11 protein-coding genes are annotated in these 13,303 nt (G+C 70.5%); 5 read left to right on the forward strand and 6 right to left on the reverse strand.

Annotated elements, in window-relative coordinates:
- Together IH45_RS0105350 and IH45_RS0105355 are read left to right on the forward strand one after the other, a co-directional pair.
- Positions 1-1,038, forward strand: a complete 1,038-nt coding sequence (locus IH45_RS0105350; protein ID WP_050514559.1) for an ABC transporter ATP-binding protein — start codon at positions 1-3, stop codon at positions 1,036-1,038.
- Positions 1,035-2,018, forward strand: a complete 984-nt coding sequence (locus IH45_RS0105355) for an ABC transporter ATP-binding protein (RefSeq protein ID WP_030662137.1) — start codon at positions 1,035-1,037, stop codon at positions 2,016-2,018. The genes IH45_RS0105350 and IH45_RS0105355 overlap by 4 nt, the downstream gene beginning before the upstream one ends.
- 20 nt (positions 2,019-2,038) lie before the next feature.
- Here IH45_RS0105355 and IH45_RS0105360 read toward each other — a convergent pair whose 3' ends face one another.
- The 6 genes from IH45_RS0105360 to IH45_RS0105385 all read right to left on the reverse strand — a co-directional run bounded on the left by IH45_RS0105360 (position 2,039) and on the right by IH45_RS0105385 (position 11,147).
- The gene (locus IH45_RS0105360) at positions 2,039-3,187 is read right to left on the reverse strand and encodes an ABC transporter ATP-binding protein (RefSeq protein ID WP_030662140.1); all 1,149 of its coding nucleotides are present in this window, start codon (positions 3,185-3,187) and stop codon (positions 2,039-2,041) included.
- A 10-nt stretch (positions 3,188-3,197) separates the two neighbouring features.
- Complete coding sequence (locus IH45_RS0105365) at positions 3,198-4,268, reverse strand: ABC transporter ATP-binding protein (protein WP_030662143.1); 1,071 nt, start codon at positions 4,266-4,268, stop codon at positions 3,198-3,200.
- 10 nt (positions 4,269-4,278) lie between these two features.
- Positions 4,279-5,256, reverse strand: a complete 978-nt coding sequence (locus tag IH45_RS0105370; RefSeq protein ID WP_030662146.1) for an ABC transporter permease — start codon at positions 5,254-5,256, stop codon at positions 4,279-4,281.
- A gap of 120 nt (positions 5,257-5,376) precedes the next feature.
- The gene (locus IH45_RS0105375; protein ID WP_030662149.1) at positions 5,377-7,179 is read right to left on the reverse strand and encodes an ABC transporter substrate-binding protein; all 1,803 of its coding nucleotides are present in this window, start codon (positions 7,177-7,179) and stop codon (positions 5,377-5,379) included.
- A gap of 89 nt (positions 7,180-7,268) precedes the next feature.
- Positions 7,269-8,300: an ABC transporter permease gene (locus IH45_RS0105380; RefSeq protein WP_030662152.1), complete on the reverse strand. Its 1,032-nt coding sequence runs from the start codon at positions 8,298-8,300 to the stop codon at positions 7,269-7,271.
- 684 nt (positions 8,301-8,984) lie between these two features.
- Positions 8,985-11,147, reverse strand: coding sequence for a S9 family peptidase (locus IH45_RS0105385; protein ID WP_030662155.1), 2,163 nt, complete (start codon positions 11,145-11,147; stop codon positions 8,985-8,987).
- A gap of 232 nt (positions 11,148-11,379) precedes the next feature.
- Between IH45_RS0105385 and IH45_RS0105390 the strand changes: the two genes are divergently transcribed.
- The 3 genes from IH45_RS0105390 (at position 11,380) to IH45_RS0105400 (ending at position 13,170) form a co-directional block, all read left to right on the forward strand.
- The gene (locus IH45_RS0105390; protein WP_003982289.1) at positions 11,380-11,574 is read left to right on the forward strand and encodes a hypothetical protein; all 195 of its coding nucleotides are present in this window, start codon (positions 11,380-11,382) and stop codon (positions 11,572-11,574) included.
- Positions 11,575-11,722: 148 nt separating this feature from the next.
- Positions 11,723-12,661, forward strand: a complete 939-nt coding sequence (gene mshB / locus IH45_RS0105395) for an N-acetyl-1-D-myo-inositol-2-amino-2-deoxy-alpha-D-glucopyranoside deacetylase (RefSeq protein ID WP_030662158.1) — start codon at positions 11,723-11,725, stop codon at positions 12,659-12,661.
- Positions 12,658-13,170 carry a DUF6113 family protein gene (locus IH45_RS0105400; protein ID WP_032916855.1) on the forward strand — a complete coding sequence of 171 codons (513 nt, stop codon included), beginning with the start codon at positions 12,658-12,660 and terminating at the stop codon, positions 13,168-13,170. The genes mshB and IH45_RS0105400 overlap by 4 nt, the downstream gene beginning before the upstream one ends.
- Positions 13,171-13,303: the final 133 nt, after the last annotated feature.

Here is a 13,303-nt window from a genome sequence, read left to right on the forward strand (position 1 = left end):
ATGACGGTTGAGGGCACGGCAGAGGCCGCCGCCCCCGCGGGCAGCGGGGACCTGCTGGACGTGCGCGGCTTGCAGGTCGAATTCCGTACGCGGGACGGAATCGCGCACGCGGTCAACGGCGTCAGCTACACGGTCGCCGCGGGCGAGACGTTGGCCGTGCTGGGCGAGTCGGGGTCGGGCAAGTCGGTGACCGCGCAGGCGGTGATGGGCATCCTCGACACCCCGCCCGGCCGCGTCACCGGCGGCGAGATCCTCTTCCACGGCCGGGACCTGCTGCGGACGGGCGCCGAGGAGCGGCGCCGGATCCGCGGCAGCAAGCTGGCGATGATCTTCCAGGACGCGCTGTCGGCGCTCAACCCGGTGCTCAGCGTGGGCGCGCAGCTCGGGGAGATGTTCGAGGTGCACCGCGGCGCCTCGCGCAAGGCGGCCCGCGCCCGGGCCGCCGAGCTGATGGACCGGGTGCGCATCCCGGCCGCCCGCAGCCGGGTGGGCGACTACCCGCACCAGTTCAGCGGCGGGATGCGCCAGCGCATCATGATCGCGATGGCGCTGGCCCTGGAACCGGAGCTGATCATCGCGGACGAGCCCACCACGGCCCTGGACGTGACGGTCCAGGCGCAGGTCATGGATCTGCTGGCGGAACTCCAGCGGGAGTACGCCATGGGTCTCGTGCTGATCACCCACGACCTCGGCGTGGTCGCGGACGTGGCCGCCCGGATCGCCGTCATGTACGCGGGCCGGATCGTGGAGACCGCCCCCGTCCACGACCTCTACCGGGCGCCGGCCCACCCGTACACCCGCGGCCTGCTCGACTCCATCCCGCGCCTGGACCGCAAGGGCCGGGAGCTGTACGCGATCAAGGGCCTGCCGCCCAGCCTGACCGCGATCCCGCCGGGCTGCCCCTTCCACCCGCGCTGCCCCAAGGCGCAGGACATCTGCCGTACGGACCGGCCGCCGCTCTACGACGTGGCCCCGGGCCGGGCCAGCGCGTGCCACTTCTGGGAGGAGACCGTCAGTGAGCAGGGAGAGCGCCCATGAGCGCTGAGGCGGCGGCGGGCGCGGGGGAGCCCGTCCTCGACGTACGGGAGCTGGCCAAGCTCTACCCGCTGACCCGCGGCATCGTGGTCCGCAGGCAGATCGGCTCGGTCAGGGCGGTGGACACCGTCTCCTTCACGCTGCGCAAGGGCGAGACGCTGGGCATCGTCGGCGAATCCGGGTGCGGCAAGTCGACGGTCGCCAAGATGCTGGTCGGGCTGGAGAAGCCGACCGGCGGCCGCATCCTGTATCGAGGGGACGACATCACCAGGCTGTCGGGGCGCGCGCTGAAGGCCGTACGGCGCAACATCCAGATGGTGTTCCAGGACCCGTACACCTCGCTCAACCCGCGGATGACGGTCGGCGACATCATCGGCGACGTGGTCGGGCTCAACCCGGAGTACGTCAACCGCTATCCGCACCAGTTCTCCGGCGGCCAGCGCCAGCGCATCGGCATCGCGCGCGGCCTGGCACTGCGCCCGGAGATCATCGTGGCGGACGAGCCGGTCTCCGCACTGGACGTGTCCGTCCAGGCGCAGGTCGTCAACCTGCTGGAACGGCTCCAGGACGAGTTCGACCTGTCGTACGTCTTCATCGCGCACGACCTGTCCGTCGTGCGGCACATCTCCGACCGGGTCGCCGTGATGTACCTCGGCCGCTTCGCCGAGACCGGTACGGAGGACGAGATCTACGGCCATCCGACGCACCCGTACACCCAGGCCCTGCTGTCCGCCGTACCCGTACCGGACCCCGGGGCACGCACCCGTCGCGAACGCATCCTGCTGACCGGGGACGTGCCCTCACCCGCCGACCCGCCGTCCGGCTGCCGCTTCCGCACCCGCTGCTGGAAGGCGCGGGAGCGCTGCGCGCTGGAAGTGCCGGCGCTGGCCGTACCGGAAGGGTTCGAGCAGGTGACGGGGCCCGCGCGGCACGCCTCGGCGTGCCACTTCGCGGAGGAGCGGCAGGTCGTGCCGGAGGACTGACGGGCGGCCGGTGCCCGCCCTCAGGGCGCCTCCGGCTCCTGCCCCGGCGCCACGTCCTCGATCGCCGCCAGCGCCGGGTCCAGCACGATGTCCTCGTCCCGCGCCGCCGTCGTGGGCTCCTCCGGGAAGTGGCACGCCGTCAGGTGGTCCGCCACATTGCCCGTGATCCGCATCAGCGGCGGTTCCTCGGTGGCGCACTTGTCGCGCGCCTTCCAGCAGCGGGTACGGAACCGGCAGCCGGACGGCGGGTCGATCGGCGACGGCACGTCCCCGGCCAGCCGGATGCGCTCGCGGTCGTCCGGCTCCTCCTGCGCGTCCAGCAGCCGGGCCTCCGGGACGGCGGAGAGCAGCGCGTGGGTGTACGGATGGCGTGGCCGGTGGTAGATCGAGTCCCGGTCGCCGACCTCGACGATCTTGCCCAGGTACATCACCGCGACCCGCTGGCTGAAGTGCCGCACGATCGCCAGGTCGTGCGCGATGAACAGGAACGCGATGTTCAGCTCGCGCTGCAACTCCTGGAGCAGGTTGACCACTTGGGCCTGGATGGAGACGTCCAGCGCGGAGACCGGCTCGTCCGCGACGATCAGCTTCGGCTCCAGCGCGAGCGCGCGGGCCACGCCGATGCGCTGGCGCTGGCCGCCGGAGAACTCGTGCGGGAAGCGGTTGTAGTGCTCCGGATTGAGGCCGACGGTCTCCAGCAGCTCGCGGACCCGCTGCTCCCGGCCGCCCGGCGGATCGATGCCGTTGATCTCCATCGGCCCGCCGATGATGGTGCCGACCGTCTGCCGGGGGTTCAGCGACGAGTACGGGTCCTGGAAGATCATCTGGATCTCGGAGCGGACCGGGGCCAGCTCCTTGCGCCCGGCGTGGGTGATGTCCCGGCCCCGGTACGTGATCGACCCCGCGGTCGGCTCCAGCAGCCGGGTCAGCAGCCGCCCGGTGGTGGACTTCCCGCAGCCCGACTCGCCGACCAGGCCGAACGTCTCGCCGGTGCGCACGGTCAGGTCGATGCCGTCGACCGCCTGCACCGCGCCGATCCGGCGCTTGAACGGGAACCCGGCCATGATCGGGAAGTGTTTGGTCAGGCCCTCGGCGCTCAGCAGCACCTCGCCGGGCTCGGCGGCGGCCGGACGGGGAGCGGGCACGATGACGTCTTCGGGTGCGCTCATGGTCGTCCCCCTAGCCCAGCCTGGGCTTGATCTTCTCGGTGAACAGGGTGTGCTTCTGGTCGGGGCTCAGATGGCAGGCCGCGGCGCGCCCGGGGGCCAGCAGGGGGCGCTCGTCCTGGCAGCGGGAGCCGCCGACCTCGGCCGGGAACGCGCAGCGCGGATGGAAGGGGCAGCCCGAGGGCGGCGCGAGCAGGCTCGGCGGCGTGCCGGGGATCGGGGTCAGCGGCTCCTCGACGCTCGACGACAGCCGCGGCATCGAGCCCAGCAGCCCCCAGGTGTACGGGTGCCGCGGCTCGGTGAGGATCTCCTTGACGGTGCCGCGCTCCACGGCCCGCCCGGCGTACATCACCAGCAGCTCGTCGGCGGTGTTGGCGACCACGCCCAGGTCGTGGGTGATCAGGATGATGGCGGAGCCGAACTCCTGCTGGAGGTCCTTGAGCAGGTCCAGGATCTGCGCCTGTACGGTCACGTCCAGCGCCGTGGTCGGCTCGTCGGCGATCAGGAGGGACGGGTTGCACACCAGCGCCATGGCGATCATGGCGCGCTGCCGCATCCCGCCGGAGAACTGGTGCGGGTAGTCGTCCACCCGCAGCGTCGGCTGCGGGATGCCCACCTTGCCCAGCATCTCGATCGCCCGCTGCCGGCCCTCGCGCTTGCTCGCGCCGGTGTGCTTGACGTACGGCTCGGCGATCTGCCGCCCCACCGTGTAGTACGGCGACAGCGAGGTCAGCGGGTCCTGGAAGATCATCGCCATCTTGTTGCCGCGCAGCTTCTCCAGGTCCTTCTCGCGGGCCCCGGTCAGCTCGTCGCCGTCCAGCAGGATCTCCCCGGCGATCTTCGTGTAGTTGGGGTTGTGCAGGCCCAGGATCGCCAGGTTGGTCACCGACTTGCCGGAGCCGGACTCGCCGACGATGCCGAGGGTGCGGCCGCGCTCCAGGTCGAAGGAGAGGTCGTCGACCGCCTGGACCACGCCGTCCTCGGTGCCGAACCGTACGTACAAATCCCGTACGGACAGGAAGGGCGGGTCGGACGCCGGCGCGGCCGGGCCCGGTGCGGCCGCGGGCTGGGTGGGTGTGGACACGGGGTCTCTCCTAGGACAGCCGCACGCGCGGGTCGATGAACGCGTAGCAGGCGTCCACCACGATGTTGAACAGGATGATGAAGGTCGCGGCGAACAGCATCACGCCCATGGTCATCGGCAGATCGGTGTTCTGCACCGACTTCACGGCGAGGGTGCCCAGGCCCGGCAGCGCGAAGGTGTATTCGGTGATCATCGCGCCGCCGAAAAGGGAGCCCAGGTCGATGCCGAAAATGGTGACGATGGGAATGAGCGAGCCGCGCCAGGCGTAGCGGAAGAAGACCCTGCGGGACGCCATTCCCTTGGCCCGCGCGGTCCGTACATGGTCCTCCTGGAGCTGTTCGATCATCGAGGAGCGCGCCATACGGGTGTACTGCGCGGTGAAGATGATGGACAGCACACACCACGGAATGATCAGCCCCAGGAACCACCCCACGGGGTCGTCGAAGAACGGTACGTATTTCGGCTGTCCGAACCAGCCGAGGTTGTAGACCAGCACGGCCAGCACGATCGGCCCGACGAAATAGATCTGCATCGAGGAGAGCACCAGCGAGGCCGAGCTGAAGATCTTGTCGATCAGCTTGCCCTGTTTCCAGGCCGCGATCATTCCGGTGCCGACGCCCACCGTCAGGAAGACCGCGGCGGCGCCGATGGTCAGCGAGACGGTGGTCGGGAAACGGTCCACGATCGTGTCCCAGACGGGGTCGCCGTTGGCGAAGGAATAGCCGAAGCACGGGGCCGGGCAGGGGCCCTGGGCGAAATCCCGTCCGGTGACGATGCCGGACATGAATTCCCAGTACTGGACCGGTACCGGCTTGTCGAGCCCGAGATTCTTGTGGATCACTGCGATGGCGTCGGGCGTGCAGTTCTTTCCGCAGGCCAGCAGCGCGGGATCCCGGGGGGCGGCGAAGAAGAGGAAGAACGTGAACGCGCTGATGATCAGCAGGATCACGATCGCGCCGAGGGACCGGCGGAAGAGGAAACGCAGCATGGCAGTCGCAGCTCTCGTAAGCGGCCGGAGGGGGCAGGGTGCGCCGGGCCGGTGTGCCCGTCCGGGACGACGGGCACACCGGGCGCGGGCGGCGCGCGGGCGCCTTGGGCGCCGGCTCCGCTACTTCTTCACGTACAGCTTGGTCGGGTCGACGGAGCTGATGATGTCGTTGTTGACGACTCCGCCGACCTTGGAGCCGTGCAGCTGGACCTGCTTGTAGTAGAAGGTCGGCAGCTGCGGCAGGTCCTCCTTGAGGATCTTCTCGCCGAGCGCGAACCAGTCGTGCGCGGCCTTCGTCTGGTCGGTCAGCTGGGAGATCCGGTCGATCTCCTTGTTGACCGCGGGGTTGTTGTAGTGCGAGTAGTTCGGCGCGTTGTCCTGGATCTGCCGGCCGTCGTAGACCGGCGGGATCACGGTCAGCGAGCTGGGCCAGTCGGCGCCCCACGCGGAGGGGTAGATGTCGAACTGGTTGTCGACCTTGCCGATGATGTCGTAGTAGGTGTCCGAGGGCAGGTCCTTGTTCTGCACGTTGAAGCCGGCCTTGCGCAGGTTGTCGGCGACCGCGACCGAATACTTCTGCGGCTCCGGCGCGTTGGTGTACGCGAAGGTCAGCTTCATGCCGACCTTGCCGGCCTCCTTGAGCAGCTGCTTGGCCTTCTCCACGTCGCCCATCGGCTTCTTGAGCTTGCCGTACGGGTCGATGTCCTTGTGACCGGTCAGCGTCGGGCTGATGTAGCTGCCCGCCAGCTCGCCGCCGCCCGGCACGCCGTACGCGTCCAGGACGGCCTGGATGGGCAGCGCGTAGGCGATCGCCTCGCGGACCTTCTTGTCCTTCAGGCGCTTCATGTTGAAGTTCATGACGCCGACGTAGGGCTGGTAGCCGGAGGTGGAGCGCTTCTTGACGTCCGGGTTGTTGGCCACCTGCTGGAGGTTGGCGGCGTCGACCTGGTTGTTGAAGCTGATGGCGGCCTGGTTGTCGGTGCTGTCGGACATCAGCCGCTGCGTCGAGTCGGGGTAGGAGACACCGAACTGGATGTCGAACCGGTCGACGTACTGGTGGCGGGTGATGTCCGTGTTCGGGTCCCAGTTGGGGTTGCGGACCAGCTGCATGCCCTTGCCGGACTTGAACGACCCCGGCTGGATCTTGTACGGGCCCGAGGCGATCGGCGCCTTGTCGTACCGCTCCTTGGTGTCGCCCTTCTCCGGCACGATGCCGTAGCCCGCCATGGCCAGCGCGTACGGCAGGTCGCCGACCGGCTTCTTGAAGTGGAAGCGGATGGTGTTCTCGTCCGGTGTCTCCAGCACGCTGTCGGGCAGGTGCTTGCCCTTGTACGGGCCGTCCGGCAGCAGCTTGCGGTATTCGTTGCCCTCCGCGTCGGCCAGCCAGCGCTGCACATACGTCGGCCCGTTGGAGATGAAGCTCGCGAACTGCCGCTCGAAGGTGTGCCGGATGTCCTTGGAGGTGATCGGCTGCCCGTTCTCGAACTTCACGCCCTTCTTCAGGGTGTACGTCCAGGTCCGGCCGCCGTCGGAGGACTTGCCGCTGTCCGTCGCCAGGTCGCCGACCACCGTGTACTTGCCCTGGTTGTCCAGGTGGTACGAGGTCAGCCGGCGGAACAGCAGCGTGGACATGGTGCCCTCGTCGCTGACGTAGATCTGGGCCGGGTCCAGGTGGTCGTAGGTGTCGCGCTGGTAGACCTTGAGCGTGCCGCCGGACGTGGCGCCCGGCACCGCCTCGGCCGGTCCGGTGGACGCCTTGGCGTCCCCGAAGGTGATCTGGGCACGCTGGCTCTCCGCCTTCTTGCGTCCCTCGTCGTCCCCCGCTCCCTTGCCGGCCCCGCTGCTGCAGGCGGTCAGGACCAGTGCCCCCGCGGACAGCGCCACGACCGTGGCGCGCGCTCTGTGCGTACGGACTGTCTTCATGGTGGTGGATGCACCTGCCTGTCGTAGTTCCGTAGCCGCTGCCTGACGTGTGCGGTGCTGGGGTGGCAGCACCCCCCGTGGAACACGTTTCACCGGGCGCGCTTCGGGTCGAAGGCGTCCCGGACGGAATCCCCGAGGAGGTTGAACGCCACGATGAAGATCACCATCGCGACGCCGGGGAAGAACAAGTACGTGATGTCGTTGCGGTAGTAGTCCGTGGCGTTGGCGAACATCCGGCCCCAGTCGGGCGTGGGCTCGACCAGGCCGACGCCCAGGAAGGACAGGCCGGCGATGGCGGTGACGAAGTTGGGGAGCATGTACGTGGTCTGCACCAGGATCGGCGTCATCACGTTCGGCAGCAGCTCGCGCCGGATGATGCGGGCCGGGGAGGCCCCGCTGACCTTGGCCGCGTCGATGAACTCCCGTTCGCGCAGGGACAGGACGGTGCCGCGCAGCAGCCGGGCCAGGCTCATCCAGCCCAGGAACCACAGCACCAGGATCAGAATGAGACAGCGCATCCAGGTCGCCATCGCGTCCTCGGGGGCCACGAAGATCGCGCCGACCACGGGGACGAACGCGACGAAGAACAGCTGGTTGGGAAAGGCCATCAACAGGTCGATGATCCGCCCGATGAAGTAGTCGACCCGGCCGCCGAAGTATCCGGCCGCCACCCCCATGACGATGGCGGTGAGCACCGATACGAGGGTGATGGCGACCGAGAGGTAGAGCGTCGTGCGGATGCCGTAGATCAATTGCATGAACACATCGCGGCCGAGACCCGGCTCGATACCGAACCAGAATTCGCCGGAGATTCCGCCGTTCGGCTGTGCGGGATATCCGTTGACCAGCAGACCCGGGGTGATCTGCCCGTAGCGGGTGTACGGATCTTTCCCGTACAGCTTGGAGATCACCGGGGCCAGCAGGCCGATCAAGAAGAACGCCAGTACGACGAAGCCGCTGATCACTCCGGCCCGGTCCCGCCGGAATCTGATCCACATCAATTGGCCGGGGGAACGGCCGACCAGTTCCCCGTTCTTGCTGCCCTTGATTTTCCCGGTGCCCTCGGGGCCGAGTCCGGAGGGATCGGTTTGCGTCACCGCGGTCTGGGACGGACTGGTCATCGCGAAGTTCCCCCGCACGGAGTTCACTTGGAACGGGAAGCCGAGCTGATAGGCACCGCTGGTTGAGCGGACTTTCGCAAGTGATTTATGTCGCAGTCAAGAGGACGGTGGGGGCCTGGCCGGGTGGTGTCCGCTTCTTGAGCGAAGGGTGTGCAGATCGACGCCACGGCGTGCTTGACAGGCGCACGCGGTGTACGGCATGGGTGACATATCGTGCCCAACGGCTTTAACACGGAGGCAACTTGACTGACGTCACGCCGATATACGGACGCGCCACGCTCGTGAGCGTACGGCCGTGCGGGTGCCGTGAACCGGCCGGGGCGTCCTGGTGACCGCCCCGGCCGGGAGCGCGGCGGGCCCGCCGCCCGCCGTCTGCTGCCGCACTGTTGTCCCGGTGCGGCGAGTGGAGTAGACCTGTCCGTACGGGGGCAGGGGGCGGGCCACGTCATGGGGCGGAGAAGGACTCGCGCGCGCGGCGCCGGGGGATTCGCCGTACTGCTGTGCGCGTTGTCGGCCCTGCTGTGTGCCGGATGGGTCGCCCGGGATCTGTGGGTCGCCGAACGCGGCCGTTAGGAATGCCGGCCGCCGCGCTGCTGCTGACGCACGGCGCCGCGAAGCCGGCGGCCGAGCAGCGCGCGAGACCGCTCGGCCGCTTCTCCGTCTTCGACTACGAGCCCGCAGGGCTCACCGCACGCCCAGCGACCGCTTCAAGAAGTCGACTTGCAGCAACAGGAGGTTCTCGGCCACCTGTTCCTGCGGTGTCATGTGGGTGACGCCGGAGAGCGGCAGTACCTCGTGCGGCCGCCCCGCGGCCAGCAAGGCCGAGGAGAGGCGCAGGGAGTGCGCCACGACCACGTTGTCGTCGGCGAGGCCGTGCACGATCATCATCGGCCGGTGCTGCTCCGCCGGGTCCACCAGGCCGTCGTCGCCGACCAGCGAGTTGGCGGTGTAGCGCGCCGGGTCCTCGTCCGGGTGGCCCAGGTAGCGCTCCGTGTAGTGGGTGTCGTACAGCCGCTGATCGGTGACCGGCGCGCCCACCACGGCGGCGTGGAAGACATCGGGGCGGCGCAGCACCGCCAGCCCCGCCAGGTAGCCGCCGAACGACCAGCCCCGGATCGCCACCCGGTCCAGGTCCAGCGGGAAGCGGCCGGCCAGCCCGTGCAGCGCGTCGATCTGGTCCTGGAGGACCACCGCGGCGAGGTCCCGGTGGACGGCCTTCTCCCAGTCGGGGGAGCGGCCCGGGGTGCCGCGCCCGTCCGCGACGACCACCGCGAAACCCTGGTCGGCGAACCACTGCGACGTCAGGTGGGCGTTGTGCGCGGCCACCACCCGCTGCGCGTGCGGACCGCCGTAGGGGTCCATGAGTACCGGCAGCGGCCCGTCGCCCTCCGCGTAACCGGTCGGCAGCACCACCGCGCACGGGATGCGCCGCTCGCCCGAGAGGACGAGCTGCGGGCTGGTGGCGAGCACCGGGACCTCGGCGTACGAGCCGACCGCGGCCAGCCAGGTCTCGCCGCCGTCCGCCTCCAGGCGTACCACCTCCGTCTGCGCCCCCGGCCGCTCCAGGCAGACGTGGGAGAGCACCGTCACGGAGCCGCCGCGCACCGCGGAGGACACCGACGGGTACGGGCGCTGCCCGACCCGCTCCCAGCCGCCCTGGTCGCCGCTGCCCCGGTACCAGGCCCGGTAGACGCCGATGTCGTGCAGGTCCTCCGCGCTCGCCGTGAACAGCACGTCGTCGTCGCCGATGTCCAGGACGGCGCGGACGTGCAGCGGCGCGGCGGTCAGCGCCCGGTCGCCGACGAACAGGCGGCGCGCGCCGCCCTCGTCCGCGATGCGTACCAGGCGCCCGTCCGGCGTCCAGGCCGGCGATCCGGCGGCCAGCTCGACCCACCGCGGGTCCTCGTCGGCGTGCAGCGTGCTGGTGGCGCCGGTCTTGGTGTCGACGGTCAGATAGCGCTGCGCGCGCTGGTCGCGGGACTGGACGAGCAGGAGGGGCGGACCGGCCGCGGACCAGTGCACCCGCGCCAGGTACGGGTAGCGCTCCTGATCCCACGTCACGTCCGTACGCGAGCCGTCCAGGCCCAGCAGGGCGAGGCCGACCGACGCGTTGGGGGTGCCGGCCGCCGGGTAGGCGACCTGCGCCGGTTCCCGGTCCGGGTGCGCGGGGTCGGCGATCCACCAGCGCCGTACGGGGGTGTCGTCCACCCGCGCGGCCAGCAGGCGGTCGCTGTCCGGCGACCACCAGAAGCCGCGGTGCCGGTCCATCTCCTCGGCCGCGATGAACTCCGCCAGGCCCCAGGTGACGCCCGGTCCGTCCGGCTCGGCCAGCGAGCGGTCGCCCGCGCCGTCCTCCTCGTGCTCCGATCCGTCGGCCGGTACGACCCGCAGCCGGCCCTGCGACACGTACGCGATGTGCCGCCCGTCGGGCGACGGCCTGGGGTCCACCACCGGGCCCGGCACGGGGAGTTCACGTGCCGTGCCCGCGCGCAGTTCGGCGGTGAACAGGCGGCCCGAGAGGGTGAAGGCGGCGAGTTCCACCGCGGCGTCGACGGCGTACCCCACCACGCCGGACGAACCCTCGCGCGTACGTTCGCGGCGCGCCCGCTCCTCGGCGGACAGTTCCTCGTCCGCGCCGGCAAGCAGGGTGCGGGGGTCGGCGGCGGCGTACTCCCGCCCCTCGTCAAGATCCAGCACCCACAGCAGATTCGCTCGATCGGTGCCCGTACGGGAACGGAGGAAGGCGACGCGCGAGCCGTCCGGCGCGACCGCGAAGCCGCGTGGCGCGCCCAGCGAGAAGCGCTGGGTGCGGGCGTGTTGCCGGGGAAAGGAGAGCTGTCCGGTCATACGGACGAGCCTACGGGGCCGCGCGCGGGCGCGGCGGCACTCGCGATGATCGCGTGCGCCCCCGTTCTGCTCCCGTGCACCGACATATGCGCGAGCATGGAAAGTTATGATCCCTTCCGCGGAGTGGGTATGGGAGTGGAGCGCGACTTCCCCGTGCCCGCGGGGCCGTCGGCCGTCGGCCCCGCGCCGCCCCAACGCTTTCCGGACCGTGCGTACTTGGAGGTGAGCCGCCGTGGCACTGACGATTTCGGCGGTGGTGCTGCTGGCGATCATCGTCTTCCTGCTCGTCAAGAAGTCCGGGCTGAAGACGGGGCATGCGCTGGTGTGCATGCTGCTCGGGTTCTATCTGGCCAGCTCGTCCATCGGCCCGACCATCAAGCAGATGACGACGAACATCGCGGGCATGCTCAACGGCATCAAGTTCTAGCCACTGTCCGCGCGCGTTCCGACCGCCCCTTCGTGCCGCCCGCCGGGACCCCCGGTGCCGATGGTGAGCGGGTTCTCCAGTCGGGGGACGGGCCGGGCGGGCCGGATCGGATGCTGAGTCCCGGCCACCCGGCTCGTACGCTGTTCCCATGACCGACCTTCCCGCCCGCCGGCTGCTGCTCGTGCACGCGCACCCGGACGACGAGTCCATCAACAATGGCGCCACGATGGCCAAGTACGCGGACGAGGGCGCCCTGGTCACGCTCGTGACCTGCACCCGGGGCGAAGAGGGCGAGGTCATCCCGCCGGAGCTGGCCCACCTGGCGCCGGACCGCGACGACACGCTGGGCCCCTACCGGGCCGAGGAGCTGACCGCCGCCATGACGGCGCTCGGGGTCACCGACCACCGCTTCCTGGGCGGCGCGGCCCGCTACCGCGACTCCGGGATGATGGGCGCGCCGCAGAACGGGCGGCCGGGCGCCTTCTGGGGGGCCGACCTGGACGAGGCCGCCGGCCACCTGGTCTCCGTGGCCCGCGAGGTACGGCCGCAGGTGCTGGTCACCTACGACGACAACGGCGGATACGGCCACCCCGACCACATCAAGGCGCACCGCGTCGCCATGCGCGCCGCCGATCTCGCCGCCGACCCGGCCTTCCGCCCGGAGCTGGGCGCCCCGCACCGGATCGCCAAGATCTACTGGAACCGCAACCCGCGCTCGGCGGTCGAGGCGGGCTTCGCGCGGCTGCGCGCGGCGGGCCTGTCCTTCCCCGGCATCGCCGCGGTGGACGATGTGCCGGGGGTCGTGGACGACGCCGTGGTGACCGCCTCGATCACCGGCGGCGAGCGGTACGGGGCCGCCAAGGCGGCGGCGATGCGGGCGCACGCCACGCAGATCGCCGTCGAGGGCCCCTTCTTCGCGCTCTCCAACGACCTGGGGCAGCCACTGTTCGCCACCGAGCACTACCAGCTGGTACGAGGTGCGTCCGGCGCCGCGGAAGGGGAACGCGAGGACGATCTCTTCGCGGGCGTACCGGACGACGAGGGGGACGAGGAGCGCAACGCGGACGAGAAGGAGAAGGCGGTATGAGCGGCGCGAAGAAGCGGACCAGGGCCACGACGGGCGGCAAGGTGCCGAAGACGGGCACGGCGGCCGCTGCCGGGGGTGGCCGGAAAGCAGCGGACGGCGGCACGGCGGGCAGAGCGCCCGGCACCGGGCTCGCCGCGCCGCTGAGCCCCGGCCGGGTGGCCGCGTACGTCCTGCTGCTCGTCCTCGGCGCGGTGGTGGCCGTCGCGGGCGGACTCGTCCAGGCCGCGTGGTTCCCCGGCGGGCTGCTGCTGGCGCTGGCGGGGGCCGGCGGCCTCTTCTACGGGGGCGCGCGGGCGCTCGGCCGGACGGGTGGCGTGCTGGCGCCCGGTGCGGGCTGGCTGGTGACGGTGATCCTGCTCAGCGACTCCCGTCCCGAGGGGGACTTCCTCTTCGGTGCCGGCCCGGGCACGTATGTCTTCCTCGTCGGCGGCATCGCGCTGGCTGTGATCTGTGCCACCGGTTCGCAGATGCGGGCCAACGGTGCGCAAGCGGCCCGACTTGGCGGGTAAGCGCCGGTCGGGTAGATCATTTTCGGAACCGCACGGCGGTCCGGGGGTGGGGCGTTGGACCGCTCCCCGGGTACCCGCCCACGGCGGACAGTATGGTGGTGCGCGCCGCCGAGCCGCCCAAGCACCTTACTGA

This window comes from Streptomyces rimosus subsp. rimosus, assembly GCF_000720725.1.
Taxonomy (GTDB): Bacteria; Actinomycetota; Actinomycetes; order Streptomycetales; family Streptomycetaceae; genus Streptomyces; species Streptomyces rimosus_A.

Excerpts from the sequence above, each read along its gene's own strand:
- IH45_RS0105355 (WP_030662137.1), top strand. The coding sequence starts at position 1,035 with ATGAGCGCTGAGGCGGCGGCGGGCGCGGGGGAGCCCGTCCTCGACGTA.
- mshB (WP_030662158.1), top strand. The coding sequence starts at position 11,723 with ATGACCGACCTTCCCGCCCGCCGGCTGCTGCTCGTGCACGCGCACCCG.
- IH45_RS0105385 (WP_030662155.1), bottom strand. The coding sequence starts at position 11,147 with ATGACCGGACAGCTCTCCTTTCCCCGGCAACACGCCCGCACCCAGCGC.
- IH45_RS0105370 (WP_030662146.1), bottom strand. The coding sequence starts at position 5,256 with ATGCTGCGTTTCCTCTTCCGCCGGTCCCTCGGCGCGATCGTGATCCTG.
- IH45_RS0105400 (WP_032916855.1), top strand. The coding sequence starts at position 12,658 with ATGAGCGGCGCGAAGAAGCGGACCAGGGCCACGACGGGCGGCAAGGTG.
- IH45_RS0105350 (WP_050514559.1), top strand. The coding sequence starts at position 1 with ATGACGGTTGAGGGCACGGCAGAGGCCGCCGCCCCCGCGGGCAGCGGG.
- IH45_RS0105360 (WP_030662140.1), bottom strand. The coding sequence starts at position 3,187 with ATGAGCGCACCCGAAGACGTCATCGTGCCCGCTCCCCGTCCGGCCGCC.
- IH45_RS0105375 (WP_030662149.1), bottom strand. The coding sequence starts at position 7,179 with ATGAAGACAGTCCGTACGCACAGAGCGCGCGCCACGGTCGTGGCGCTG.
- IH45_RS0105380 (WP_030662152.1), bottom strand. The coding sequence starts at position 8,300 with ATGACCAGTCCGTCCCAGACCGCGGTGACGCAAACCGATCCCTCCGGA.